General features: G+C 66.3%; 26 protein-coding genes. 15 read left to right on the top strand and 11 right to left on the bottom strand.

Annotated features, from left to right (window positions below; all coding sequences use genetic code 11):
• The first annotated feature begins 17 nt into the window (after positions 1-17).
• From OVA31_RS07685 to OVA31_RS07675, 3 genes are all read left to right on the top strand, one after another.
• Complete coding sequence (locus tag OVA31_RS07685; RefSeq protein WP_267630497.1) at positions 18-506, top strand: MarR family winged helix-turn-helix transcriptional regulator; 489 nt, start codon at positions 18-20, stop codon at positions 504-506.
• Positions 507-520: 14 nt separating this feature from the next.
• Entirely contained in the window at positions 521-1381 is an 861-nt protein-coding gene (locus OVA31_RS07680; protein WP_267630496.1) for an SDR family oxidoreductase, read from the top strand.
• 85 nt (positions 1382-1466) lie between these two features.
• Positions 1467-1865 carry a nuclear transport factor 2 family protein gene (locus tag OVA31_RS07675; protein WP_267630495.1) on the top strand — a complete coding sequence of 133 codons (399 nt, stop codon included), beginning with the start codon at positions 1467-1469 and terminating at the stop codon, positions 1863-1865.
• Positions 1866-1899: 34 nt separating this feature from the next.
• Here OVA31_RS07675 and OVA31_RS07670 read toward each other — a convergent pair whose 3' ends face one another.
• Positions 1900-2562, bottom strand: coding sequence for an O-methyltransferase (locus OVA31_RS07670; protein ID WP_267630494.1), 663 nt, complete (start codon positions 2560-2562; stop codon positions 1900-1902).
• A gap of 9 nt (positions 2563-2571) precedes the next feature.
• On the bottom strand, positions 2572-4575 hold the full coding sequence (locus tag OVA31_RS07665) for a phage holin family protein (protein WP_267630493.1): 2004 nt from the start codon (positions 4573-4575) through the stop codon (positions 2572-2574).
• Positions 4576-4609: 34 nt separating this feature from the next.
• Between OVA31_RS07665 and OVA31_RS07660 the strand changes: the two genes are divergently transcribed.
• On the top strand, positions 4610-5404 hold the full coding sequence (locus tag OVA31_RS07660) for an MBL fold metallo-hydrolase (protein WP_267630492.1): 795 nt from the start codon (positions 4610-4612) through the stop codon (positions 5402-5404).
• 18 nt (positions 5405-5422) lie between these two features.
• Here OVA31_RS07660 and OVA31_RS07655 read toward each other — a convergent pair whose 3' ends face one another.
• The gene (locus OVA31_RS07655; protein ID WP_267630491.1) at positions 5423-6208 is read right to left on the bottom strand and encodes an enoyl-CoA hydratase/isomerase family protein; all 786 of its coding nucleotides are present in this window, start codon (positions 6206-6208) and stop codon (positions 5423-5425) included.
• Entirely contained in the window at positions 6205-6864 is a 660-nt protein-coding gene (locus tag OVA31_RS07650) for a TetR/AcrR family transcriptional regulator (protein WP_267630490.1), read from the bottom strand. The genes OVA31_RS07655 and OVA31_RS07650 overlap by 4 nt, the downstream gene beginning before the upstream one ends.
• 159 nt (positions 6865-7023) lie before the next feature.
• Here OVA31_RS07650 and OVA31_RS07645 point away from each other — a divergent pair, with 159 nt between their 5' ends.
• From OVA31_RS07645 to OVA31_RS07630, 4 genes are all read left to right on the top strand, one after another.
• Positions 7024-8259 carry a cytochrome P450 gene (locus OVA31_RS07645; protein ID WP_267630489.1) on the top strand — a complete coding sequence of 412 codons (1236 nt, stop codon included), beginning with the start codon at positions 7024-7026 and terminating at the stop codon, positions 8257-8259.
• A gap of 44 nt (positions 8260-8303) precedes the next feature.
• On the top strand, positions 8304-8786 hold the full coding sequence (locus OVA31_RS07640) for a nuclear transport factor 2 family protein (RefSeq protein ID WP_267630488.1): 483 nt from the start codon (positions 8304-8306) through the stop codon (positions 8784-8786).
• A 299-nt stretch (positions 8787-9085) separates the two neighbouring features.
• Positions 9086-10207: a phosphotransferase family protein gene (locus tag OVA31_RS07635; protein ID WP_267630487.1), complete on the top strand. Its 1122-nt coding sequence runs from the start codon at positions 9086-9088 to the stop codon at positions 10205-10207.
• A complete protein-coding gene (locus OVA31_RS07630) occupies positions 10207-11583 on the top strand; it encodes a flavin-containing monooxygenase (RefSeq protein WP_420714153.1) in 1377 nt (458 codons plus the stop codon). The genes OVA31_RS07635 and OVA31_RS07630 overlap by 1 nt, the downstream gene beginning before the upstream one ends.
• A 54-nt stretch (positions 11584-11637) precedes the next feature.
• Here OVA31_RS07630 and OVA31_RS07625 read toward each other — a convergent pair whose 3' ends face one another.
• From OVA31_RS07625 to OVA31_RS07600, 6 genes are all read right to left on the bottom strand, one after another.
• Positions 11638-11877 (bottom strand): hypothetical protein, encoded by a 240-nt coding sequence (locus OVA31_RS07625; RefSeq protein ID WP_267630486.1) that lies wholly within the window; start codon positions 11875-11877, stop codon positions 11638-11640.
• Positions 11867-13495 carry a class I adenylate-forming enzyme family protein gene (locus OVA31_RS07620; RefSeq protein WP_267631437.1) on the bottom strand — a complete coding sequence of 543 codons (1629 nt, stop codon included), beginning with the start codon at positions 13493-13495 and terminating at the stop codon, positions 11867-11869. The genes OVA31_RS07625 and OVA31_RS07620 overlap by 11 nt, the downstream gene beginning before the upstream one ends.
• A 4-nt stretch (positions 13496-13499) precedes the next feature.
• Complete coding sequence (locus tag OVA31_RS07615) at positions 13500-15020, bottom strand: class I adenylate-forming enzyme family protein (protein ID WP_267630485.1); 1521 nt, start codon at positions 15018-15020, stop codon at positions 13500-13502.
• Complete coding sequence (locus OVA31_RS07610; protein WP_267630484.1) at positions 15020-15841, bottom strand: enoyl-CoA hydratase/isomerase family protein; 822 nt, start codon at positions 15839-15841, stop codon at positions 15020-15022. The genes OVA31_RS07615 and OVA31_RS07610 overlap by 1 nt, the downstream gene beginning before the upstream one ends.
• The gene (locus OVA31_RS07605; RefSeq protein ID WP_267630483.1) at positions 15838-16641 is read right to left on the bottom strand and encodes an enoyl-CoA hydratase/isomerase family protein; all 804 of its coding nucleotides are present in this window, start codon (positions 16639-16641) and stop codon (positions 15838-15840) included. The genes OVA31_RS07610 and OVA31_RS07605 overlap by 4 nt, the downstream gene beginning before the upstream one ends.
• Before the next feature lie 73 nt (positions 16642-16714).
• Positions 16715-17533, bottom strand: coding sequence for an enoyl-CoA hydratase/isomerase family protein (locus OVA31_RS07600; RefSeq protein ID WP_267630482.1), 819 nt, complete (start codon positions 17531-17533; stop codon positions 16715-16717).
• Between the two features lie 124 nt (positions 17534-17657).
• On the opposite strand from OVA31_RS07600, the gene OVA31_RS07595 reads away from it, so the two are divergent.
• From OVA31_RS07595 to OVA31_RS07565, 7 genes are all read left to right on the top strand, one after another.
• Positions 17658-18356, top strand: coding sequence for a PaaI family thioesterase (locus tag OVA31_RS07595; protein WP_267630481.1), 699 nt, complete (start codon positions 17658-17660; stop codon positions 18354-18356).
• Between the two features lie 46 nt (positions 18357-18402).
• The gene (locus tag OVA31_RS07590) at positions 18403-18537 is read left to right on the top strand and encodes a hypothetical protein (RefSeq protein ID WP_267630480.1); all 135 of its coding nucleotides are present in this window, start codon (positions 18403-18405) and stop codon (positions 18535-18537) included.
• A 16-nt stretch (positions 18538-18553) separates the two neighbouring features.
• Positions 18554-19462: an enoyl-CoA hydratase/isomerase family protein gene (locus OVA31_RS07585; protein ID WP_267630479.1), complete on the top strand. Its 909-nt coding sequence runs from the start codon at positions 18554-18556 to the stop codon at positions 19460-19462.
• Positions 19463-19603: 141 nt separating this feature from the next.
• A complete protein-coding gene (locus OVA31_RS07580; protein WP_267630478.1) occupies positions 19604-20791 on the top strand; it encodes a thiolase family protein in 1188 nt (395 codons plus the stop codon).
• Between the two features lie 10 nt (positions 20792-20801).
• Positions 20802-21563 (top strand): crotonase/enoyl-CoA hydratase family protein, encoded by a 762-nt coding sequence (locus OVA31_RS07575; RefSeq protein WP_267630477.1) that lies wholly within the window; start codon positions 20802-20804, stop codon positions 21561-21563.
• A gap of 56 nt (positions 21564-21619) precedes the next feature.
• Positions 21620-22390 (top strand): SDR family NAD(P)-dependent oxidoreductase, encoded by a 771-nt coding sequence (locus tag OVA31_RS07570; RefSeq protein WP_267630476.1) that lies wholly within the window; start codon positions 21620-21622, stop codon positions 22388-22390.
• Between the two features lie 20 nt (positions 22391-22410).
• Entirely contained in the window at positions 22411-23205 is a 795-nt protein-coding gene (locus tag OVA31_RS07565; RefSeq protein WP_267630475.1) for an SDR family NAD(P)-dependent oxidoreductase, read from the top strand.
• Between the two features lie 233 nt (positions 23206-23438).
• Here the strand turns inward: OVA31_RS07565 and OVA31_RS07560 are convergent, their stop codons facing one another.
• Positions 23439-24224, bottom strand: coding sequence for a coniferyl-alcohol dehydrogenase (locus OVA31_RS07560; RefSeq protein ID WP_267630474.1), 786 nt, complete (start codon positions 24222-24224; stop codon positions 23439-23441).
• Positions 24225-24359 lie beyond the last annotated feature (135 nt).

Below are 24359 nucleotides of genomic sequence, written 5' to 3'. Positions count from 1 at the left end.
GACGGAAGGTTGGAGACATGTCAGGTGCCGGTGACGCATCGTTCTGGCCGTCGCCCGTCTACCGTGACCTGGCCGAAGAGCTGTTGCGGATGGGTCGGCGCAAGACCAACGTCGTTCCGGGCACCCAGCTCGAGGCATCGGCTTTCGCGATTCTGTGGGTGCTCTCCGACGACCGGCCGCGAACCCTTCGGGAACTCAGCGAAGAACTCGATCTCGAACAATCGACGGTCAACCGGCAGGTGAACGCGGCGATCAAACACGGTTACCTCGAGCGATTCGAGGTCGAGGGGCAGATCAGCCGGCTCATCCGGCCCACTGCCGCAGGCCTCGATGCGTTCGAACACGACGGGATGCGACGGGCCGACCGCCTGATCCGCGTCTTCGCCGATCTCGCGCCGGGCTCACCGGATACCCTGCTGCACGAGCTCCGGGCGTTCAACGACGCCTACGAACGCACCACGGCTCGGCAGGATGAGCAGCACGCCGCGCGCCAGCACGCGCACTGACCGCGAGGGAGTCAATGGGGACGTATGTGGTGACCGGTGCTGCGTCGGGCATCGGCAAGGCCTGCGCCGAGCGGCTGCGTGCGGCGGGCAACAGCGTGATCGGGGTCGACCTGCGAGATGTCGAGGTGATCGCGGATCTGTCGACCTCGGATGGCCGTCGAGCCGCGATCGCCGAGGTCGGCGATCTGGCCGGTGGGCGCCTCGACGGTGCGGTCATGGCAGCGGGACTCGGTCCGGGCGCAGGCCGCGAGCGCATGATCGCCGAGGTCAACGTTCTCGGCGTCACCGAACTCCTCGACTCCTGGCAGGCGGCGTTCGCCGCGGCCGGTGACGCCAAGGTCGTGGTCTTCGGTTCCAACTCGACCACCACGACGCCGATGGTGCCGAAACGAGCTGTCCGTCGCCTGATCGGCGGAGAACTCGACGCGGCCGTGCGGCAGATCCGTCGTCGGAGAGGTGTCTCGGGCCCGGTCGCGTACGCCGCGTCGAAGATCGCGGTGACGCACTGGTGCCGGGCACGAGCGGTGAGCGACGACTGGGCAGGCGAGGGTGTCCGTCTGAATGTGATCGCGCCGGGCCCGGTGATGACCCCCCTGCTGCAGTCTCAGCTCGACAGCGGAACCGGGTCGCAGGTGCGGGCGTTTCCGCTGCCGAGCCGCCGGTTCGGCACGGCCGAGCAGATCGCCGAATGGGTCATGACGATGCTGTCGCCGGCCGCGGACTTCCTGGTCGGGAGCGTGATCGTCGTCGACGGCGGTACCGATGCGCTCATCCGGCCGGGCGATTGGCCGCGGCCGTTGCCGTTGCGATCGGTTCCACGCTTCCTGTGGACGATGTATCGGGCTCCACGCGAGGGTCGGGTGGCCCAGTACTGACGGATGCAGTATTGGGGGCAGGCAGTATTGAGCTGTCACGTCGTCCCGATCCGCGGGTGCGACCGACCGATCGAGAGGATCCGTGATGCCGAGTTTCCGTGAGGCCATCGACGCCCGCGACCTGGACGCCGTGGAGGCGATGCTCGCCGACGACGTGGTGTTCCGCAGTCCCGTCGCGTTCAAGCCTTACGAGGGAAAGGCCATCACGTCGGCGATCTTGCGTGCGGTCATCGAGGTGTTCGAGGACTTCAACTACGTGCGTGAGATCGGTGGCCCGGGATCGGTCGATCACGCGCTGGTGTTCGAGGCGAAGGTCGACGGCCTGGCCATCACGGGTTGCGACTTCCTGCACTTCGACGACGACGGGAAGATCGTCGACTTCATGGTGATGGTGCGCCCGCTCCGGGCCGCCGAGGCGCTGGCCCGCGAGATGGGTGCTCGCTTCGAGCAGATCGTGAGTTCGGCCGCGGCCGGCGAGGGATGATGTCGCGCCGGTCGGGCCTCACACCCGACCGGCCTCACACTCGACACGACAGCTCCATGGTGTCGTTTCCCTTGCCGGGGAAATTGACACTCGTGTAGCCGTTCTCGGGTCGCCGGACCCTCTCGAGGTAGTCGGCGGTGTCGGGGCTCTCGGTGTTGTCGGCGACGATCAGTGCGCCGGTTGGTAACCGGGGCTCGAGTAGCTGCAGTACGGGCAGGTAGATCTCTTTCCATCCGTCCATGAACACGAAACCGATCTCGCCCTCCACGGCGGCGAGGGTTTCGAGCGCGTCACCGTCGAGCACGGTGATCACGTCGTCGAGTCCGACGTCGGCGAAGGTCGCCGATGCGGTCTCGATCTTCTTCGCGTTCAGCTCGGTGGTGTAGACGTGGCCGACACCGTTGTCACGCACGGCCGCCGCGAGGTGAAGGGTCGAGATGCCGTAGGACATCCCGAATTCGACGACGGTGACGGGTCGGGTCGCACGGATCAGCGAGTACATGAGCCGGCCGGCCATCGGGCTCACGGGCATGTACCAGTCCTGCGCGGCATCGGCGCGTTCGGCAGCGGTCCCGGCAGGCGCGGCGCGGGGGCCGTCGGGTCGGCGCGGTGGTCGATCGGCGAACTGGGCGGTGGCCTGGTCGTACAGCCGGGTGATCGTGGCGGCGACGGGGTCGGTGTCCAGGGTGTTCGTCATGCCACCACGCTAACGAAACGAACTGCTCGCTCGCTGTGCGTTGGCTGTGTTGTCCCGCCAGCCGGCCAGTACCCGGTGCAGGGCTTCGGCGCCGTGCAACGGATTCGGGGGATCGGGTAGTCCGACCGGATGGAGCAGGAACGGTGTGCTCTGCGGCCCGCCCATGCCGCCGTGTGAGCCGACCTGTTCTTCGAATGCCGCCACCTCGTCGGTCTCGGGCCAGTACGCCCCGCCGACCATGATGTCCGCGACGTTGTCGAAACCATCTGTCCGCCTGATCTTCTCGAGGGCGTCTGGACCGAAGTCGCGTAACGGATCGATGCCGGTCACGGCGCCGGTCGCGACGTCGACGGTCCCGCCGTCGCCGAGCACCACGGATCCGCCCGCGGGGCGAGAGATCAGCAGGAAACCGATCCCGGGATGGTGGCGTAAGGCATCGACGAGACCCGGATACGCGGCCTCGATCGACGCGGTGTCGGCACGTCCCGGGATGGCCGGAAAGCTGATCAGTCCGAGGTTCCCGGAACCGAGCACCACCGGGGCGTCGGTGTCGACCACCGGCTCCTCCGGCAGGTTCGACGGGCGGATGCTCGCGGTTGCGTAGAGCTGGCCCTCGGCGTAGGTCCGGTGGGAGTCGTCGTCGGTCTCCGGATGCGCGGGATCTCCGCACAGGCGGTGCACCAGTTGGGGCAGGCTCTCCCCGTATCGGTCGGCGAATGTGGCTCCCTGACTCTGGCCGTGGTCGGAGAGGAGCACCACGTGGTAGTCGCGGTCGGCCTGCTCGACGACGGCCAATAGCAGGCGGACCGTCTCGTCGATCTTGGTCAGCACCGCAAGGGTTTCCGGCCGCGAGATGCCGGAGTGGTGGGACACCTCGTCGTAGCCGATCAGATCCGCGTAGATGATGCCGCGGCCGTCGATGAGGTCGCGGACCACGGCCGCCACGGTGACATCGGTGGCGACGACCGTGGTGAACGCACGGACGAACGGATACACGCCACCGCGCGGCACCCGCGGCCGGATGTCGCGCCGGCGCTGATGCAGCGACTGTCGGAGCTCACGTTGAACCTCGGCGATCATCCGGACGACGGTGCGCAGCGCGCTCGACGGATCGACGAAGTAGGACGAGTAGCCGGCTCCGCCGCCGAGTCGCGCACCGCGCATGCGGCTGACCACGAGGACGTTGTCGTCGGCACCGCCGGTGAACAGGTTGCCGCGACTCGCGCCATCGACCGCGAGCAGACCCGGCAGGTCCGACCGTTCGATCTCACGCTGCTCGTTGTCCCGCGGGTTGCTGAACACCGAGATCGTCCCGGTCGCCTTGTCGAACCACCGGAAGGCTGGCACGTTGTGATTCGAGCCGTGCAGGATGCCGAGCTGGGACGCCCCGGTCTGGCTGCTCCAATCGGTGTGCCAGGGCACCAGCCGATGGGACTCCCGCACCAGTTTCGCGATGGTCGGCGTCACCCCGTCGGCGATCGCACGTCGCAAGACCTCATGACCGAGCCCGTCGATCTGCAGGCACAGCAGTCCGGCTTCCTCCGTCGACCCGGACGTATGGCGTCGTCGGAACCGCTGCCGACGCACCTGCATCAGCCGATAGGACGTATCCGAGCGTGAGGCGATGATGCCGCCGACGACCGAGGTGAACAGTGACAACAAGGCGGCCATGACGAAGAGGTCGAAGGTCCGGTCGACGGTTGCCACCGGTACCAGGACGAGCGACAGCATCAGCAGCAGACCGTTCGCCACGAAGACGAGGAGGAACAGCACGACCGGGCCGATCCACGACATCAGCCGGACGATCGCCGGCCAGAGGATCGCGGTGAGCAGACCGAACACCAATGCGAGGACGAGTGCGGCCGGCAGCGTGGTGGCGTGTCCGTCCACGGTGACCGTGTCGAGTGTGACGCCCCCGAACGCCATATCGAGGACCAGCATGGCCAGAGCGGACGTCAGCCACAGGACGATCAACTCGATCGCGATGCCGAGGGCTCGTGCGGTGCTTCGCATGGCGTCCTTTCGCTTGCCTTGGGATCGTAATGGGATGAACGGCACATCGGACGACCGAGCGGGGTATCGGTCCTCGATGCGATGGCTCGGGCACGCGACCACTCTGATCTCTGATCGCGGGACGTCGGTGCTGACCGACCCGGTCCTGACGGCCCGGGTGGCGCACCTTCGACGCCGTCGCGGGCCGATCCCGGATGACGCCGACGTCGCGGCCGCCGACGTCGTCCTGCTCTCGCATCTCCACGCCGACCACACGCACCTGCCGTCGCTGCGCATGCTCGACGCCGACGTCCCGATCGTGCTGCCACGGCATGCCCCGGATGCCATGCCCGCGCTCCGGGAGTTGGGGGCGAGGCTGATCGAGGTGGGACCAGGCGACGAGGTGCCGATCGGAGAGGTCGTCATCCGTGCGGTACCCGCCGAGCACGACGGCCGCCGCTGGCGCCACGGCCCACATGTGACGTCGGCCCTCGGCTATGTCGTCGTCGGTGATTCGACAACGTACTTCGCCGGGGACACCGACCTCTATCCCGACCTCGGGAAGTGGGTCCGGGAGCCCGATCTGGCGCTGCTCCCGGTCGGTGGGTGGGGTCCGACTCTGGGTGCCGGACACCTGAATCCCGTCCGCGCCGTGGCCGCCGCCGAGATGATCGGTGCGCGACGAGCGGTCCCGATCCACTACGGCACCCTGTGGCCGATCGGACTCGACCGGATGCGCCCCGAGTTGTTCCACGATCCGGGAGCCGCATTCGTCCGCGAGGCCGCCGAACACGGTGTCGCGGCAACCGAACTGGCGCCCGGCGACCGATTGGTCACCAGCGACGAGTGACGCGGGTACGCCGGTGCGTCACGCTCCGGCCGGCAACCCGGTGAAGTCGGGGGCGCGGCCCTCGGCGAAGGCGGTGAGCGCCTCGGTGTTCGCCGGGCCACCCATCAACTCGGCGAAGGCCGCGTTCTCGCGGTCACGGGCCGCATCGATCTGTTCTCTGATGGGCTCGGTCATCGTTCGCTTCACCGCGATCAGGCTGGAGATCGGCTGTTGCGCAAGCTGTTCGGCATGTCTGGTCGCGACGCCGAGCAATTCCTCCGGCTCGCAGAGGCGCCACGCCAGGCCGATCTCCACCGCCTGCTCGGCAGAGATCCACTCCGACGACATCAGTACCCAGGCCGCATCCTGTCGGCCGAGTAGGCGGGGCAGCAGGTAGGAGGACGCCGCCTCGGGTGCGACCCCGAGGCTGGTGAACGGGCACTTGAACCGCGCTGCGGTCGACACGAAGACGAGATCGGCGAAGCCGAGGATGGTGGTTCCCAGCCCGAGTCCGAGTCCGTTGACGGCGCAGATCAGCGGCTTGGGAAAGGCGACGAGCGCGTCGATGAGACCAGGGAATCCGTATCGCCCCGGCACGAAGTCGGGATCGCCGACGCGTTGCGCCATCTCCTTCAGATCCGTTCCGGCAGTGAAGGCCCGGCCCGTGCCGGTCAGGAGCACGACGGCGACCTCGGGGTCGTCGGCGGCGTCGATGAGTGCCTGCGCGGTCGCATCGTAGAGCGCCTCGTCGAACGCATTGAGGGCGTCGGGGCGGTTGAATGTCAGTGTGCGTACCCGGTTGTGGGTCTCGACGAGCAGATTCATCGGCCGGCTTTCGTGGAGGCGGGACGCTGCGCCGTCCGCGACGACGCAGCCTTACGGGGCTTTCTCGGTGCTCGGGTGGACGTGGGGCGCGCCGATGTGACCTCGGCGCGGACACCGGCGAGTATCCAACGGATCGATTGGACGAAGCTGGCCTCGGTCTTCGCCGCCGACCCGGGGTCGCGCTCCGAGAGCTTGGTGTCGTGCATACCGCGGACCTCCATGATCGTGTGGTTGATGGTGAGACCTACGAGTGCCCGACAGCATTCGTCGGCCAGTGGGGGATCGAAACCCTCCTTGCGCGTGGCGGCGACCAATTCGCTGACGTACTCCATCACCGCGTCGCCGTCGTCGATCGTCATCAGCTCGGTGAGATGGGGATGCGCGCGTAGAGCGTCGTGTAACCCGAGGCACCACTGCAGTGCGGTCGTCTCCCAATCGCCGTGCTCGTGGAACTCGAGCCGCAGCCGGGAGAGATGTCGGGCAACGAGTGTACGGATCAGGTTCTCCCGGTTTCCGACCTGCTGATACAGCGTGCGGGTGGAGATCCTGAGGTCGGCGGCCAGACGGCGCGTACTCAAGGCGCTGTCGCCCTCTTCGTCCAGCAAGACGAGTGCGCGCTCGTAGATCGTCTCCACCGGGATCAACGGCTTTGCCATGGTCGCATCGTATCCGCGACGTGCGCCGACCCGCCGATGCCGTCGGCAAAGCCTTTCGACCCGGCGGGAAATCGGTGTAGTTTTACCTTACTGTAAGTGCAACGGGCCGAGCTGGGGTCGACTCGCCGCCCGGCCACCACCAGCCCCGAGGAGTCACGGATGAGTGCACCCACCATCGACGAGGCGGCGCGTAGTGTCGCCGATCCCAAGGCATATGCCGACGAGACCCGCATCCATGCCGCGCTGACGCAGCTGCGGAGGGCGGCGCCCGTCTCCTATGTCGACGCCCCCGGATACAACCCGTTCTGGGCGGTCACCAAACATGCCGACATCATGACCGTCGAGCGGGCGAACAATCTTTTCACGAACGCCCCTCGGCCGGTTCTCATGACCGCACAGGAAGAAGAACTGCAGGCGGCCGCGCAGATCCGCACGCTCATCCACATGGACGATCCCGAGCACCGTGTGATGCGGGCCGTCGCACTCGACTGGTTCCGTCCCAAGGCTCTGAAGGCGATGAAGGAACGCATCGACGAACTCGCCCGGATTCACGTCGAGAAGCTGCGTGACGCGGGAGGGGAGTGTGACTTCGTGCAGGAGGTGGCGGTCAACTTCCCACTCTTCGTGATCATGTCGCTGCTCGGCGTGCCCGAGTCGGACCTACCCCGCATGCTCGAACTGACCCAGGAACTGGTGGGCTCGCAGGATTCCGAGTTCCAGCGCAGCACCAGCCCGGACGAGCAGATGGCCGCCCTGCTCGACATGTTCGAGTACTTCAGTACGTTGGCCGCTCAGCGGCGTGCACAGCCGACCGGCGACATGGCCTCGACGATCGCCAATGCCGTGGTGAACGGTGAACCGCTCGGCGACATCGACCTGGTGTCGTACTACGCACTCATCGCGACCGCCGGACACGACACCACCACGTCGACGATCTCCGGTGGTATGCAGGCGTTGATCGAACACCCCGGGGAGCGGCGTCGGTTGACCGACGATCTCGATCTGATGCCGCAGGCGACCGAAGAGATGATCCGTTGGGTGACACCGGTGAAGGCCTTCATGCGTACCGCAGCCGAGGACACCGAGCTGGGTGGGGTTCCCATCGCGGCCGGTGATTCGCTCCTGCTGTCCTACGTGTCGGGCAACCGGGACGAGGAAGCCTTCACCGATCCGTTCCGGTTCGACGTCTCCCGCGAGATCAACAAGCACGTGGCGTTCGGGTTCGGTGTGCATTTCTGCCTGGGCGCCGCTCTCGCACGGATGGAGGTCAACAGTTTCTTCACCGAACTGCTGCCGCGGCTGAAAGGTGTGGAACCGGCAGGGGATCCGGAACGCACGGCCACCACGTTCGTCGGCGGGCTGAAACATCTGCCGATCCGCTACGCGCTGATCTGACGGTTGGATAATCTGCGCTGAGTCGCTGCGCGAGGAGGAGAACGATGGAAGCACGGGTGGCGGCCGACACCGCGGCCGAGATCGAAGCCATCAAGGTGGTGAAGGCCCGCTACTGCCGATACCTCGACACCAAGGACGCCGCGGGCTGGCGCGGGCTGTTCGCCGACGATCTGGTCGTCGAACTGGACATGGCGCCCGCGACCGGTGGTGCTGATCCGATGACGGCCCCGCCGATCGTCGGTGCCGACGGCTTCGTGTCGAGCGTGCTGGAGACCTTGGCCGACGCGACGACGGTCCATCACGTCCACACGCCCGAGATCGAGCTGACATCGGAACTGACGGCCACCGGCATCTGGGCGATGGAAGACCGGTTGGTCTATCCGGGTGGTCGATCGCTGCTCGGTGCCGGCCACTACCACGAGACCTACGAGAAGGTCGACGGCGACTGGAAGATCAAGACCCAGCATCTCACTCGGCTGTGGGTCGAGTTGACCGGCGACTGGTCGGGCGCGAAGTTGTCGGATTGAGTTGTGACACCGATCAGTCGATGAACATCTCGACCGATGCCGAGTCGTCCAGATCTGTCGGCGTCGGTTAGTCGTCTCCGTGCTCGACGATGCAATGGGGACGCAATGGGATCGAGTGTGTTGTGGCCCCTCACAAGGTGTCGACACATCAACTGTAGTTATTACAGTAAATCGGAGGGCACTACCGGCGGATCGACCGGGTTTCTGCTGGAATTCGCCGCAGAATCTCTTGCGGTATCGATTACAGTTGGGTCCGTCGAGTGATCCGTCACAACGGATGCAGAGCGCAGGAGGAAATCGTGGCCGCAGCCCGGGGGTTCGCCGGAAAGACGATCGCGACGATTCCGCGCGGGCCTGAGGATGTCACCGAAGAATGGTTGTCGAGCATTCTCGAACAGCACGGCCATCCGGCCGACATCACTGCGGTGGAGGTCGAGCCGATCGGGACCGGTCAGGTCGGTGCCACCTTCAGGGTGACGCCCACATACGAGCGCCGACCCGATGGTCTACCGGACACCTTCGTGGTGAAGCTGCCCGCCGCCGACGAAAGCGTCCGCAACTCGGTGACATTCGGCTATCGCAGCGAATGTGCCTTCTACGCCTCGGTCAACCAGCGTGTACTCGTCCCGGCGCCCGACTGTTTTCATGTCGACGTCAGTGCGGACGCCGCCGACTTCGTGCTGGTCCTCGCCGACCAGGTGGGTGCGGAGCAGGGCGATCAGCTGGCCGGATGTGGGTTCGACGAGGCCCTCCTCGCCGTCCGCGCTCTTGCCGGCCTGCACGGACCCACATGGAACGATCCGGTATGGCGGGACTTCGAGGGGCTCGCGTTCAACCTCCGGGACGAGGCCGCGATCCGCGGCCTGGGGGACTTCGCCGAGATGAGTGTCGCGCTCGCACTGGGTCGAATCGGCGAAGAACTGTCGTCGGGCGACCACGAAACCCTCGCTGCCGCCATGGGATCGGTCACCCGATGGTTGCTGTCCGAGCCCGATCGTCGGGCGTTGTTGCACGGTGACTTCCGCCTCGACAATCTCCTGTTCCACGCCGACGGGAAAGGTGTGGCGGTGGTCGACTGGCAGACCCTCGGGGTGGGTTTGCCCACCCGCGATCTGGCCTACTTCACCGGAACCAGCCTGGAGCCGGACGTACGACGAGCAGTCGAGAGTCGACTGGTCGACCACTACCACGACGAGCTCCGGACTCACGGCGTGACCGACTACTCCCGTGCCCAGTGCTGGGAGGACTACCGGCTGGGGATGATCCAGGCGCTCCTGATCCCCTGCATCGCGATCGCCACCTCCACCGAAACAGACCGCGGGACCGCGATGTTCGTCGCCATGATCCGGCGAGGTTGCGAGGCGATCCGTGATCTGGGCACGCTCGCACTCGTCCCCGCACCGACAGAACCGGAGGAGTGATGGTGGGACAACCCATTCCACGTACAGCCGTCATCGGGGCCGGCATCAGCGGCCTCACCACCGGAAAGATGCTGGGCGACTACGGGGTGCCGTACACGACCTTCGAGTCGTCGGACCGCATCGGTGGAAATTGGGCGTTCGGGAATCCGAACGGCCACAGCAGCGCGTACCGGTCGCTGCACATCGACACGTCCAAGCATCGCCTGTCCTTCAAGGACTTCCCGATGCCCGACAACTATCCCACCTTCCCGCATCACACCGACATCAAGTCCTACCTCGACGACTATGCGGCGGCCTTCGGTCTTCTCGACAACATCGAGTTCGGGAACGGTGTCAAGCATGCGGCCCGGTCTGCCGACGGGCGATGGCACATCGAGGACCAGGCGGGCGCGCAGCGCGAGTTCGACTTCCTGGTCGTCGCCAACGGGCATCATTGGGATCCGCGCTACGCAGACTTCCCGGGTGAGTTCTCCGGGCGGCGGATTCACTCCCATGACTACATCGACCCGCGGACGCCGCTCGATCTGAGTGGACAGCGCATCTTGATCGTCGGGATCGGCAACAGTGCCGCCGACATCGCCGTCGAACTCTCGTCGAAGTCGCTCGACAACACCGTGACCCTGTCGACCCGGTCGAGCGCCTGGATCGTGCCGAAATACATCGCCGGAAAACCGGGCGATGCATACTGGCGCACCACGCCGCATCTGCCACTGGGCTTGCAGCGTAAGGCATTGCAGATGATGATGCCGCTGATGGGGACCGATCCGACGCTCTACGGACTTCCTCCGGCGAACCACAAGCTCTTCGAGGCGCATCCGACCCAGTCCGTCGAGCTGCCGCTCCGACTCGGGTCCGGCGACGTGATACCCAAACCCAACGTGTCGCGGCTGGACGGGGACACAGTGCATTTCGAGGACGGCACGAGCGGCGACTTCGACGTGATCGTGTACGCGACCGGCTACAACATCACCTTCCCCTTTTTCGATCCGGAGTTCGTGGGCGCCCCCGGCAACCAGATCCGCTTGTACAAGAGGATCTTCAAGCCTGGTATCGAGAACCTCGCATTCGTCGGGTTCGCGCAGTCGGTCCCGACGCTGTTCCCGTTCGTCGAATGTCAGTCCCGAGTGGTCGCGGCCTACGCCGTCGGTCGGTATGCACTTCCCGACGTTGGCGAGATGGAGCAGATCATCGACAAGGATCAGAAGCTGCACAACGGGCACACCACCGACAGCCCGCGGCACACCCAGCAGGTCGACTACTTCGTGTACGAACACGACATCCGCACCCGGGAACTGCCGACCGGCGCGAAGCGTGCCGAATCACGCGGCTTCCCGACGCCCACCCCCACCTCCCGACCACTGCAGGACATCGCGTGAATCGCGGAGACGTGACCTTCCCGAGCGGCGCCGATCTCTGCAGCGGCCGGCATTTCACGTGCCGGTCACGTTGATGTCGATGAGGGTCGCGATCAACCCGCCTTGGATGCCGCCGCGCGTGTTCACCACGTGCGGAGCAGCCGGTAGCTCGACCACGAGTTCGTCGCCGTCCCGGATCGGTTCGCCGAATACGATGTGCGCAAATAGGTCTCGGATCGTCGATGGCTGGTCGCGTCCGATTCCCCGGTGTGCTGCTGCGTCATGTCTTCCGGCGTTGCGAGGCTCATCGGTCACCGATCCGTGTCGGTGCTCCGGCGGCTGCTGGTTGCCGATCGCCGGTGGGTGTGTGGGCGCGAGTGAGCAACTCTCGTAGCCCCCGGGCGTCGACCTTCCCGGTGCCGCCGCGCGGGATCGGATCGTCGGAGTCGAGCAGAAGCCACACCGACGGTATCTTGAACGAGCTCAGCATGTTCCGGGCCGCCGATCGCAGCTCGTCCTCCGTAGTCGAGGATCGGCACACCACCGCGGCTGCGACCCGAGGACCGGCCTCACCGTCGACGTGGGTCACGAAGGCGTTGTCGACGCCGTCGATGGCCTTCAGTGCGGCCTGCACCTCGCTCGGGTAGACGGTGGCCCCGCTGACCTTGATCATGTCGTCGGATCTCCCGTGATAGAAGAGGAACCCGCCGTCGTCGAGGTGGCCGAGGTCCCCGGTCGCGTAGAAGCCGTCGGCGGTGAAGACGTCCTCACGCGTGCTCCGGCAGATGCCGAGCAGGACGTGCGGCCCACGCAGCGCGATCTCGCCGGTGGCGCCGGTGGGCAGCGGCGCGCCGGTCTCCGGATCGGCGATCCGAACCTCCATGCCGTCGAAGGGCTTTCCGCAACTTCCCCACGCCGCGCGAGGCATGTCCCGGTCGGCGGGGTACCCGCAGTACGGGCCGAACGACTCGGTCATGCCGAACAGATTGGCGCGTGCGCCGCGCTCGGCGCGGAGTTCGGGAGGTAGGAGAGCGTCGAGACTGCCCACCTGCAACGACGAGAGGTCGGCGCCGACCGTCCCGGACTGTCGTGCCAGCGCCGCCGCCTGGTCGGGCCAGCCGCGGAAGAGGGTGACGCGTTCACGTTCGAGGAGTTTCAGCGTCGTCTCGGGACGAGGGATCTCCTCGGTGACCAGGGTTGCACCGGCCAACAGGGCGGAGAGAATCCCGGCTCCGAACCCGCCGACCCAGAAGAACGGCATCGGCAGGTAGAGCCGGGTGTCCGAATTGATGCACCGGGCGGCCAGTCCGGCGGCGACCGCACCGAGCGCGCCACCGTGGGAGTGGATGACCCCCTTGGGTATTCCACTGCTGCCGGAAGTGAAGATGATGATCATCGGGTCGCCCGGGGCGACCGAATCGGACAGGGCATCGACCACTCTCTCGCTGTCCGGTGAACGACCCGCTGCGAGAACGTCGTCGACGGTCCAGATGTGGCGCAGGGCGGGCAGGCCCGGATCGATGAGCTCGCCGGAGGTGATCGTGTCACGTCCGAGGGCGTCGGCGAGGTCGTCGAGGTAGCGATGTCCCCGGAACTCCTCGGTCGTGATCAGGTGGGAGACGGCGGAGACCTCGAGCTGAGCCCGGAGTTCGCGCGGCGCCAGCAGAGTACTGAAAGGCACCAGCACGGCACCGATCCGGGTCAGTGCAAGGGCTATCTGGACCCAGCGCGCACTGTTGGGCATGATCAGGCCCACACGCATGCCGGGGCCGATCCCGGCTTCGGCGAAGCCGGCGGCGAGAGCCCGCGTGGTGCGGTCGAGTTCCCCGTAACTCACCCGGGTGACCGGGTCGATGACCATGGGCTGATTGGGGCGTCGGAGCGCATGCTCGCAGATCAACGTCGCGATGGTTCGCCCGGTCTCGTCGATCATGGCGTCACTCACTACTTTCCAGTCGGCTCCGGACGGCGGTGAGATCCGCCTTGCCGGAGGGAGTGCGCGGGATGGCGTCGACGATGATGATCGCGGTGGGGATCTCATAGCGCGCCAGGCGATCGGACAGGTACTCCGCCAACTCATCCTCTGAAACGGTCTCACCGCTGCGGAGTTCGACCATCGCGACAGGCGTCGCGCCGAGCCGGTCGTCGGGGCGGCCGACAACCGACGCGCCCTCCACCGACGGGTGGCTCTCCAGTGCGGCGCGGACATCGTCGGGGATCACCTTGAAGCCGCCGCGGATGATGGCCTGATCCGCCCGGCCCACGATCCACAGGAAACCGTCGCCGTCGATGCGGGCGAGGTCGGTGGTACGAATCCAGTCCGCCGACGGGCCGAGTTGGCCGGGCGCGACCTCGAGCAGTCCGGTTTCGTCCGGGCCGAGTACGGTGCCGTCGTCGGCGACGACGCGCAGCCGGGATCCGGGATCGGCTCGGCCGACACTGCCGCGCTTGGTCTCCCAGAACTCGCGATGGTCCGCGAGTGTCCAACCGGCCACGCCACCACCGAATTCGGTGGCTGCGTACGAGGTGAGCACAGGTATATCGAACTTGTCGGTGAACGCATCGGCGTCCTCGGCGGACAGCGGCGCGGTGCCGGAGGTGACCACGCGGATGCTCGACAGGTCGTCGCGGGTCAGATCTGAATGCAGCACCATCCGGACCGCCGTCGGGACGAGGGACACCGCACGTGGCCGATACCGGCGCACGGCGTCGGCCCAGGAACCGATCTCGAACCTCGGGAGCAGCACATAGGGCCGCGCCGCGACGATGCACTGCAGCGTCCGGAACACGCCACCGATGTGGACGAGGGGAGCGTTGACGATGGCAACTCCGGAACTCAGTCGGGCGGGAGCGCTGCTGCTCTTTTCGTTGCTGCCATCGTCGGCTCCCAGCACACTGCGGGCGAGCATGTCATAGGTGAGGGCGACTCGCTTGGGCGGTCCGGTGGTGCCGCTGGTCAGCATGAGGACCGCGGTACCCGAGCCGTCGTCGGCGGGATCGCCCGAGTTCGCGGTTGCCGACGCGACCTCTGGTTCGATGGTCAGGTCGGTGATCGTGACCACCGTCGTCGTCGGTTGCGGATCGACGAGGTTCCTCAGGTCGTCCGCTTCGCCGATCACGATGGGAAGCGTCAGATCGGCAATGTCGGAACGGGTTCGCGCATCCCCGCGGGACGGGTTGATCACCACGACACAACCACCGGCAAGGAGTACGCCGAGGAATGCGGCGACGTGGGCTGGCCGGTTGCGGAGCAGGATCCCGACATGGGGCACGTCACCTGCCGAGGTCTCGAGGCAGATGTCCTTGATGCGTTCGGCCAGCGCGGCGAGCTGACCCCACGTGGTCCATCGGCCGTCGTACTCGATGGCTCCCGCATCGGGTTCCAGGGTCAGCACCGACGCGATTCGTCGGGCGAGGCGGTGCACGGTGTCGGTGTCGATGAGCCCGGGCTCGGTCATCAGCGGATCCTCGGAGTGGTCGACGGGCGGGACGCACCGGTGCCGGGCGCCGGCGTGGTCAGTTCTGCCTTGGCGATCGGGTTGCCGAGCCGCGTGTAGATGAGCCCTTGGTCCATCGCCGCCCGGTACGGCTTGTCCAGCGACTCCCAGATGGCCTTCACCGTCCCCTGGGTGGCGGTGGGCGGTTTGGCGGCGATGGACGCCGCGATCTCGTGCGCCCGGTCCCAGAGTTCCGCCGGGTCGGTGATCTCGGAGACCAGACCGATGCGCAGCGCGGTGTCGGGTCCGACGCGTTCGTCGTTGCCCATCAGGGCCATTCGCAGCGTCTCGCCGAGTCCGACCCGTCGCATCAGTCCAACGGGCTCGAGGGCCGACACCAGTCCCGCGGTCACATGAGAGTCGAAGAACGTCGCCGACGTGGAGCAGATGACCACATCCGACTCGTTGACGAAGTACAGCGCACCGGCGGTGCAGAGACCCTGGACCGCGCAGACGACCGGCTTCCACATCTTCTGCCACTTCGGGCTGAGCAGTTCGCCCGGATCCTCGTGGTTCCAGATGTTGTCCGGCTGGCCGTAGGACGACTTGACGTCGAGGCCCGCGCTGAAGGCCCGATCCCCGGCGGCCCGGAGGACCACGGCGTGCACCCGATCATCGAATTTGACCGTGTGCCAGGCACGTTGCAGTTCCTGGCACATCGTCCGATTGAACGTGTTCAGCTGCTCGGGACGATTCAGCGTGATCGTGGCGACATGGTCGTCCGCGTCGACCTCGAGCAGAATGGTCTCGAACCCGCCTCCGTCGGGCGATCCCACGCTCATCGGCACTGCCATTCCGGTGCACGCTTCTCCACAAAGGCACGGGGGCCTTCGAGGGCATCCTCGGTCCGCGTGACTCGTTCGCGGAAGGACTCGGCCAGCATCTCCGCCTCGTGCAGCGGGAGGTCGAGGCCCTTGAGGATGGCCATGCGCGTTCCGCGAACAGCCAGCGGCGCATTGGAATTGACGATGTCGGCGATCGCGCGGGCGCGCTCGACGAGTTGCTCGTGCTCGACGACCTCGCTGATCATCCCCAGGTCGAGCGCACGCTCGGCATCCATCCGCTCGTGCTTGCCCATCAGGGCCATCCGTAGCGCCACCGAGCGGGGCAGCACCCTCGCGAGACGCACCACCTCGCGTCCCGCCACGAGCCCGATGCTGACGTGGGGGTCGAAGAAGGTCGCCTTGTCGGACGCGATGACGATGTCGCCGGTGGTGACCCAGTCCAATCCCGCGCCGCAGCAGATCCCGTTGATCGCCACGATGATCGGCTTGGCCATCGTGCGGAAGGGTGGAGTGCCCTCCTGGGGTGCCTCCCACTGCTCATACGTCGACAGATACGGACGTTCGTTGAGGACCTTGCCGTCGCCGGGGATCTCCTTGACGTCGGCGCCGGTGCAGAACGCGCGACCGCTGCCGGTCACGATGAGCGTCCAGACCTGATCGTCGTTCTCGGCCTCGGCATAGGCCGACCGCAGTTCGGAGATCATGTGCGGACTCAGTGCGTTGAGTGCGTCGGGTCGATTGAGGGTGACGATCGCGGTGTGGCCGTCGACCTCGTATTTGATGGTGTCGAACGACATTCGTGCTTCCCTTCGTCGTGGGGCCGGCGCTCGACGTCGCGACGGCGATGGGCTGATGACTGGCGGTCAGGGCTCAGCGTCCTCGGAAGCCGGGTGGTCTGCGTTCTCGGAAGGCGGCCAGTCCCTCTTTGAAATCACCTGTACGGCAGGAGAGTTCGACATAGCTCAGCTCGGAGTTCATGGCCTCGCCGATCGTGCCGCGCTGGTGGTTGATGCCCTGTTTGGCGAGACCGAGTGCGACCGTCGGCCCGTCGGCGAGGCGTCGGACCAGTGTGTCGGCGGCTCCGTCGAGCTCGTCCGGCGCGACAGCGCTGTGGATGAGCCCCCAGTTCTCTGCGTCGGTACCACTGACCTTGTCGCCGAGCAGGAGCATCTTCCGCGCCCGTGCGAGTCCGACCAGTCGGGGGAGCAGCCACGTCGAACCCGAGTCCGGACTGAAGCCGCGCGCGATGAACGGCTCCCAGAACACCGCGTCGTCGGCGGCCACGGTGAAGTCCGCGGCGAGGGCCAGGTTGCACCCGAGTCCGACGGCCCAGCCGCGGACCGAGCACACGACCGGCAGTTGGATGTCGTGGACCAGTTCGATGATGCGATGCGCGGTCTGCGGGATGCGGCGGGTGAGATCCCCGGTGCGCGGACGCTGACGATCGCCGGAGTTGGTGGCCACCCAATCCGCGCCGCCGCAGAAGTCCGAGCCGCTCCCGCTGATGTGCACGGCGCGCAACGAGTCGTTGCTCGCGGCTGCGGTCAGCTCCCGGACCATCGTCTCGACCATCGTCGGCGTCAACGCGTTGCGTGCGGCCGGACGGTCCAGGCACAGGCGCAGGATCTTCCCGTCCCTGGTGACGCCGACGTCGCCTGTTTGCCCTGTTGAACCGCCGTTTCCGGTCACCGTTGAAACCACACCTTCCGCGGGGATACTGTTACCTATACGGTAGGCAATACCGTTAATGTTTCACCCAAGTTAGCAAGGAATGGCGACCGGCGGAACCGGTACCGCCGGAGAAAGAGGGCACATGGCGCAGGACGAGCACTCGCCGGCAGCGGGGATCATCGACGACCGTCCCACGGCGCTCCGGTTCGGCGAGGAGCCGCTCGCGCAGACCCGCGAGGCGTCGGCGGCGTTGCGGCGCCTGGCGGGCCTGCTCATGTCGTTGGAGCACGAGCATCCGACGGTCGACGCGATGATCGGACAGCTCGCATCGTGGGAGGACGAACTGACCCTGGCCGCGCCGCGGGATCCCCGGCCGCGGTTCGGGCCCGAGCAGACGGCCGAGCAGCGCGTCTACCTCGACCATGCGTTTGATCCCGGCTCGTTCAACCCGAACTTCCCCGAGTACCGGTTCGAGCGGATCGAGTCCGAATCCGCTCGCGGCACCGTGACCTTTCCGGTCGTCTACGAGGGACCGCCCGGCCTCGTGCACGGGGGCGTCATCGCCTCGTTCTTCGACTGCGTCATCCAGCACCACAACTGTGCGCTGGGAAGTGCAGGCAAGACCCGCTCGCTCACCATCACCTATCGGCGGCCGACACCCCTGCTCACCGATCTGGATTTCGACATCACCCGCGAGGTCACCGACCGCGGACTGCGATCGGCAGGCCGGCTCGTCCGCGACGGCCAGGTTCTCTGTACCGGCGAACTCGACTCGGTGGCCATGTCGACGGAACAGCTCGCCGCCCGCGCTTTCGGCAGGCGGCGAGGGGACGATCGATGACGGTCGAGGCGTCCTCCGACGCCGCGAGGTCGACTCGCCCGTCGGTGTGCCGCCCACCATGCTGCCGCCCGCGCCGAGTTCGGCGTGGGAGGTGGCGCTGGGTCTGATCCCCGACCTCGAAGCCCACAACGAACGCATCCTCGACGAACTGGGCCTTGCCGATATCTTTCAGACAGCCTGACCAGAAAGGAATCACCATGGCCGACGCCAAGGGCGCCGACGACCGGGTGTTGTTCGATCTCGACAAGGACAGCCGGATCGCGACCATCACGTTCAACAATCCAGGGCAGCGCAATTCCTACGACAAGGCGATGCGCGACGAGGTCGCCCGGTGCCTCGATGTGGTCGTCGACGATGACGACATCACCGTCGTGCTGCTGCGCGGTGCCGACGGTGTCTTCAGCACCGGGGCCAACATGAACAACGCCTACGGCTGGTATGGCAGCGAAGGTAACGGGTCTGCCGAGGGAGCGAGTCGCCCGGCCAAGAGCAGGCCGAGTCAGCGGCGGCGATTGATCGTGGACCGCAAGACATTCGACTTCTATCACGAGTTCCTGGGGTTCCCGAAGGTCACCGTCGGCGAGATCAGTGGGTTTGCGCTCGGCGGCGGATTCGAGATGGCGTTGATGACCGACATCTCGGTGATCGCCCGCGACACCCGGGTCGGCATGCCGGCCACCCGGTTCCTCGGGCCGGCGCTCGGCAGTCTGCACATGTTCTTCCATCGACTGGGTCCGGTCCTGGCGCGCCGTCTGCTGCTGACCGGCGACATCGTCGACGCCGCTGCCGTCGAGCATCTCGGTGTGTTCACCGAGACCTGTGATCCGGCCGACGTGACCGCCCGCGCGCGGTACTGGGCCGAGAAGGCGGCCAAGATGCCTGCCGACGGCGTCGTGATCGCCAAGGAGGCGTTCCGGCTCGTCGAGCAGAGTCAGGCGTATCAGGGCGAGGAGGTGGCGAGTTATCTGTTCCACGCCTTCGGGACCAACCTGCAGTTCTCGCCCGGTGAGTTCAATTTCGTCAAGACCCGTGCCGAACACGGCACCAAGGAGGCCTTCCGGCTCCGCGACGAGCATTTCCATGTACCGGAGCCCGATCCGTCCTGACGGTCGGGCCCCGAGGGTTCGACCGGTACGATCGGAAACCTATACTGTTGCCCATACGGTAGATGATATGGTCTGCCGTGAACCGATGCACGATGTCCACCACGCTGTGAATACAGCCCGTCCACCCGAGGTCGAGATCTGATGTCAAAACCCGTCATCGTCGGCGCCGCACGTACGGCGATCGGGCGTTCCTTCAAGGGGACGCTCGTCAACACCCCGACCGAACAACTCGCCACGGCGATCCTGCCGGAGGTCATCCGTCGATCCGGCATCGAATCCTCCGAGGTGAACGACATCATCTTCGCCGAGACCAATTACGGCGGAGGCGACATGGCGCGCTACGCCGCCGCCGCGAACGGCATGGACGATGTGCCGGGGCAAGCGGTGAGTCGGCACTGCGCCGGCAGCCTGACCGCCATCGGGAACGCGGCCGCCCAGGTCGGCTCCGGAATGGAGAAGGTGGTGGTCGCCGGCGGCGTGCAGTCGTTGTCGACCGGTCCGCTGATGAAATGGCGCGTACCGGCGCCCGGCGAGGAGATGACCTTCACCGAGCCCTGGATTCCGCCGAGCCACCCCGAGACGCCCGATGCGCCCACGTTGGACATGGCCATCACCGTCGGGTGGAACACGGCGAAGAAGGTCGGCATCACGCGCGAGGAGATGGATGCGTGGGCGGTCCGTTCGCATGAGCGTGCCATCGCCGCGATCGACGAGGGGAGGTTCGTCGACGAGATCCTGCCGCTGAAGGTGCAGCTCCCGGATGGCTCGATGGTCGACTTCGCCGTCGACGAGTTCCCGCGCCGGGGCACGTCGATGGAGAAGCTCGCGTCACTTCCGGTGCTGCATCCCGAGATCGAGGGATTCTCGATCACAGCCGGGAACAGCAGTGGCATGAACGACGCGGCCGCCGCGGTCACCGTCGTCGACGACGAGTACGCGTCGGCACACGGCCTCGACGTGATGGCATCGGTTCGTGCGTGGGCCTCGGTCGGTGTGCCACCCCGCGATTGCGGACTCGGCGCTGTGAAGGTGATCGGACCGGCGCTCGAGCGTGCCGGACTGAAGGTCTCCGACGTCGCGTTGTGGGAGATCAACGAGGCGTTCGCGTCGGTGCCCATCGCAGCATGCCGTGAACACGGGATCGACGAGGAGTTGGTCAACTTCTCCGGAAGTGGTTGCAGCCTGGGTCATCCGATCGCCGCATCCGGCGCGCGGATGGTGACCACGTTGCTCTACGAACTCAAGCGCCGCGGTGGCGGAATCGGCGTCGCGGCGATGTGTGCCGGCGGCGGTCAGGGCGGCGCGGTCGTCGTCGAGGTCGAGGGCTGAGGGGGAGACGATGTCCGACGAGGTATTGCTGGAACGTCGCGGTCGTATCCTGATCATCACGATCAATCGACCGGAGGCGCGCAACGCCGTCAACCGTGCCACCAGTCAGGGCATCTCCGACGCCGTCGACGAGTTGGACGAGGACCCGAGCCTGTCGGTGGCCATTATCACCGGTGCAGGAGGGAACTTCAGCGCCGGAATGGATCTGAAGGCCTTCGCCGCCGGCGAGATCGTCGCCATCGAGGGCCGGGGCATGGGTTTCACCGAACGGCCGCCCGCCAAACCGATCATCGCCGCGGTCGAGGGTTATGCCCTGGCCGGCGGAACCGAGATCGTGTTGGCGACCGATCTCATCGTCGCGGCGCGGTCGGCCAAGTTCGGTATCCCGGAGGTCAAGCGGGGTCTGGTCGCCGGCGCAGGCGGTCTGTTCCGTCTGCCCGAACGGATTCCGTATCAGAAGGCCCTCGAGTTGGCGCTGACCGGCGACAGCTTCACCGCTGAGCAGGGGGAGCGGTACGGCCTGATCAACGTTCTCGCCGAGGATGGCAGCGCTCTCGACGAGGCGATCGCCCTCGCCGAGCGCATCACCGAGAACGGCCCGTTGGCGATCGCCGCGACCAAAGAGGTGATCGCGAAGTCGCGCAGCTGGAGCGAAGACGAGAAGTGGCAGAAGCTCATCGAGACCATCGTGCCGGTCTTCGCCAGCAAGGACGCCCAGGAGGGCTCGATCGCCTTCGCGGAGAGGCGCAAGCCGAACTGGACCGGGTCCTGACACCGACCTCGCAGTCGCGTAAGCACTGTCATCACAACAGATTCTGAGGAGAACGCATGGCATTCGAAGGTGAGGTGGTCCTGGTCACCGGTGGCGCCGGAGGCCTGGGAGCCGCAACCGTCCGGAAGCTGCACGCCGAAGGCGCGGTGGTCGTCATCGCCGACGTCAACGATGAGCCGGCGCAGAAGCTGGCAGACGAACTGGGCAACAAGGCTCTCTACGTCCATACCGACGTCCTCGACGACGACTCGGTCAACGCCGCTCTTGCCAAGGCCGACGAACTCGGCACCCTGCGGTACGCCGTCATCGCCCACGGTGGAATCGGTGTGCTGGAGAAAATCGTCAATCGTGACGGGAGTCCGCACAGCAGCAAGGGATTCACCGACACCATCTCGCTGTATCTGACTGGCACATACAACGTCCTCCGTCTCACCGCGGCCAAACTGGCGACACAGGAGAAGAAGGCCAACGGCGAGCGCGGCGCGATCGTGATGACGAGCTCGATCGCCGGCTTCGAGGGTCAGATGGGACAGTCGGCATATTCCGCGGCCAAGGGAGGCGTCATCTCGCTGACCCTCACCGGTGCAAGGGATCTCAGTTCGGTCGCCATCCGTCTCAACAGCATCGCGCCCGGCACCATGCGGACTCCGCTGCTGGAACTGCTCGGCGACGAGGCGCTGGACAAGTTCGCGACCAGCATCCCGTTCCCCAAGCGTCTCGGTACGCCGGAGGAGTACGCCGGTCTCGCACAGTATCTCCTGGAGAACACCTACATCAACGGTGAGGTGGTCCGCATCGACGGCGCGCAGCGTTTCCAGATGCGTTAGGCACCCGGGCCGGGAGACACATGGATCTGGGATTGGGAGGCGCCGCGGTGGTGGTGGCGGGCGGCGGTCGCGGCATGGGCCGGGCCGCCGCTCGGTGCTTTGCCGACGAGGGCGCCCGGGTGGCGATACTCGCACGCACGCAACAGGATCTGGACGAGACAGTCGTCGAGCTGGGACAGCGGGGCAGTCCCGACGCCGTCGGACTGGTGGTCGACGTGCGCGACGATGCTGCGGTGACGCAGGTGTTCGCGGATCTCGATGCCCGCTGGGGTGAGCTCAACGTATTGGTGAATGCTGTCGGTCCCAACGTCCGGGGGACCGTCGAGGATCTCTCCGACGAACAATGGCGGGTGGCTTTCGACGACGGCGTGCTCGGCATCGTCCACTGCGTGCGTAGCGCGCTACCGCTGCTGCGGAAGGCGGAGTGGGCCAGAGTCGTCAACTTCTCCGCCAGTTCCACACAGCGACAGACGGTGTCGTTGGTCGCGTACACCGCGGCGAAGTCGATGGTGACGAGCATCTCGAAGAATCTGTCGCTGCAACTCGCGCCGGACGAGATCTTGGTGAACGTCGTCTCACCCGGCAGCGTCGCGTCCGACTCGCTGATCGCCTGGGCGCGGTCGGTGGGCGTCGACACCACGGACCCTTATGCCCTGATGTCGGCGATCACCGAGCATTTCGGCCATCCGGCGCATCTGCCTCGTGTCGGCCTGCCCGAGGAGATCGGGCCGGTGGTGGCGTTCCTGGCCTCCCGCCGGAATTCCTACATGACCGGCGCGAACATCAACGTCGACGGCGGCACCGACTTCACCTGACGCCGACGGCAACCGAATACCCGCCGATCGTGCGCACTTTCGCGCCGATCGGGTACAGATTCCCGCCGAATGGGCGCTCGACGCTCGTGGGCACGCTGTCCTCTGCCCGATCGACGGCAATGTGCGCACGATGGACGAAGAACTGCGCACGATCGGCGCGAAAGTGGGCACGATGGACGAAGAACTGCGCACGATCGGCGACGGGCGGATCTGTGCCCCAGGGCTGGATCGACTCAGAGCTGGATCGGGGCTCCGGCGATCATCGAGGCGATGAAGCCGCCGTCCACCTCGAGATTCTGTCCGTTCACCCAGCGCGCGTCAGGGGAGCCGAGAAAGTCGATCGCCGGGACGATGTCGTCGACGTTGCCGTGGCGTCCGACGGTCGCGCGGACCATCTCGAGCGTGTCCTTGCCCATCGATTCCTCGAAGTCGGTGAGGATCGGGGTCTCGACCGGACCGGGGCTCACCGTGTTCACGCGCACCCCGTACTCGGCCAACGCCGGGCCGGACACGCGCTTGGCGTAGATCAGCAAGGCTTCTTTCGACGTGTTGTACGCCGGGTAGCCGGGCTCCTGCGCGGCGAGCCACCCGTCGACCCCGTCCGCGTCATCGGCCTCGAGCAGTCCTTCCAGAAGCTCCGTGCGTTGCGTCCATCCCATGCCGGCCGTGGACGCGACCGCGACGATCGCGCCACCGGGGTTCAACAGCGGGAGCATGCCCTCGATCATGCGGCGGGCACCGAGATAGTTGATTCGCAGCACATCGCTGTCCGGAGCGGTCCCGGGGACACCTGCCACGTGAGCCAACAGGTCCCAGCCCGATCCCATCGACCCCAGGAGAGCGGTGACCGCGGCGCCATCACGCAGATCCACTTCGCGGTGTTCGGCCGCAGGTGTGTCGTTGGGCTTGATGTCGACCGCCAGCACATGATCGCCACGACCGTGGAAATGAGCCGCGGTGGCGGCTCCGATGCCCGACCCGGCACCGACGACGACGATCTTGCGTTGTTCGGATCCCATGATTCTCCGTTGCTCGCGGACCGACCCGCCGACGGCGGATGCTTTACTGTAAATACGACTGTAGGAGGTTGAGCGGTATTTCGGCAAGTACTTTGAATGCTCTATAGTATGGCTTACAGTATCTCGGGTGACCAT

This window comes from Gordonia sp. SL306 (assembly GCF_026625785.1).
GTDB lineage: Bacteria > Actinomycetota > Actinomycetes > Mycobacteriales > Mycobacteriaceae > Gordonia.
Note: the sequence above shows the minus strand (reverse complement) of the source record. Positions and strands in the feature narration are given on the sequence as shown.

Coding starts and splice junctions, on each gene's coding strand:
- OVA31_RS07645 (WP_267630489.1), top strand. CDS start 7,024: ATGAGTGCACCCACCATCGACGAGGCGGCGCGTAGTGTCGCCGATCCC.
- OVA31_RS07615 (WP_267630485.1), bottom strand. CDS start 15,020: ATGACCGAGCCCGGGCTCATCGACACCGACACCGTGCACCGCCTCGCC.
- OVA31_RS07665 (WP_267630493.1), bottom strand. CDS start 4,575: ATGCGAAGCACCGCACGAGCCCTCGGCATCGCGATCGAGTTGATCGTC.
- OVA31_RS07650 (WP_267630490.1), bottom strand. CDS start 6,864: ATGGCAAAGCCGTTGATCCCGGTGGAGACGATCTACGAGCGCGCACTC.
- OVA31_RS07685 (WP_267630497.1), top strand. CDS start 18: ATGTCAGGTGCCGGTGACGCATCGTTCTGGCCGTCGCCCGTCTACCGT.
- OVA31_RS07595 (WP_267630481.1), top strand. CDS start 17,658: ATGGCGCAGGACGAGCACTCGCCGGCAGCGGGGATCATCGACGACCGT.
- OVA31_RS07620 (WP_267631437.1), bottom strand. CDS start 13,495: ATGATCGACGAGACCGGGCGAACCATCGCGACGTTGATCTGCGAGCAT.
- OVA31_RS07605 (WP_267630483.1), bottom strand. CDS start 16,641: ATGTCGTTCGACACCATCAAATACGAGGTCGACGGCCACACCGCGATC.
- OVA31_RS07655 (WP_267630491.1), bottom strand. CDS start 6,208: ATGAATCTGCTCGTCGAGACCCACAACCGGGTACGCACACTGACATTC.
- OVA31_RS07640 (WP_267630488.1), top strand. CDS start 8,304: ATGGAAGCACGGGTGGCGGCCGACACCGCGGCCGAGATCGAAGCCATC.
- OVA31_RS07670 (WP_267630494.1), bottom strand. CDS start 2,562: ATGACGAACACCCTGGACACCGACCCCGTCGCCGCCACGATCACCCGG.
- OVA31_RS07680 (WP_267630496.1), top strand. CDS start 521: ATGGGGACGTATGTGGTGACCGGTGCTGCGTCGGGCATCGGCAAGGCC.
- OVA31_RS07575 (WP_267630477.1), top strand. CDS start 20,802: ATGTCCGACGAGGTATTGCTGGAACGTCGCGGTCGTATCCTGATCATC.
- OVA31_RS07560 (WP_267630474.1), bottom strand. CDS start 24,224: ATGGGATCCGAACAACGCAAGATCGTCGTCGTCGGTGCCGGGTCGGGC.
- OVA31_RS07570 (WP_267630476.1), top strand. CDS start 21,620: ATGGCATTCGAAGGTGAGGTGGTCCTGGTCACCGGTGGCGCCGGAGGC.
- OVA31_RS07585 (WP_267630479.1), top strand. CDS start 18,554: ATGGCCGACGCCAAGGGCGCCGACGACCGGGTGTTGTTCGATCTCGAC.
- OVA31_RS07630 (WP_420714153.1), top strand. CDS start 10,207: ATGGTGGGACAACCCATTCCACGTACAGCCGTCATCGGGGCCGGCATC.
- OVA31_RS07610 (WP_267630484.1), bottom strand. CDS start 15,841: ATGAGCGTGGGATCGCCCGACGGAGGCGGGTTCGAGACCATTCTGCTC.
- OVA31_RS07660 (WP_267630492.1), top strand. CDS start 4,610: ATGAACGGCACATCGGACGACCGAGCGGGGTATCGGTCCTCGATGCGA.
- OVA31_RS07565 (WP_267630475.1), top strand. CDS start 22,411: ATGGATCTGGGATTGGGAGGCGCCGCGGTGGTGGTGGCGGGCGGCGGT.
- OVA31_RS07580 (WP_267630478.1), top strand. CDS start 19,604: ATGTCAAAACCCGTCATCGTCGGCGCCGCACGTACGGCGATCGGGCGT.
- OVA31_RS07675 (WP_267630495.1), top strand. CDS start 1,467: ATGCCGAGTTTCCGTGAGGCCATCGACGCCCGCGACCTGGACGCCGTG.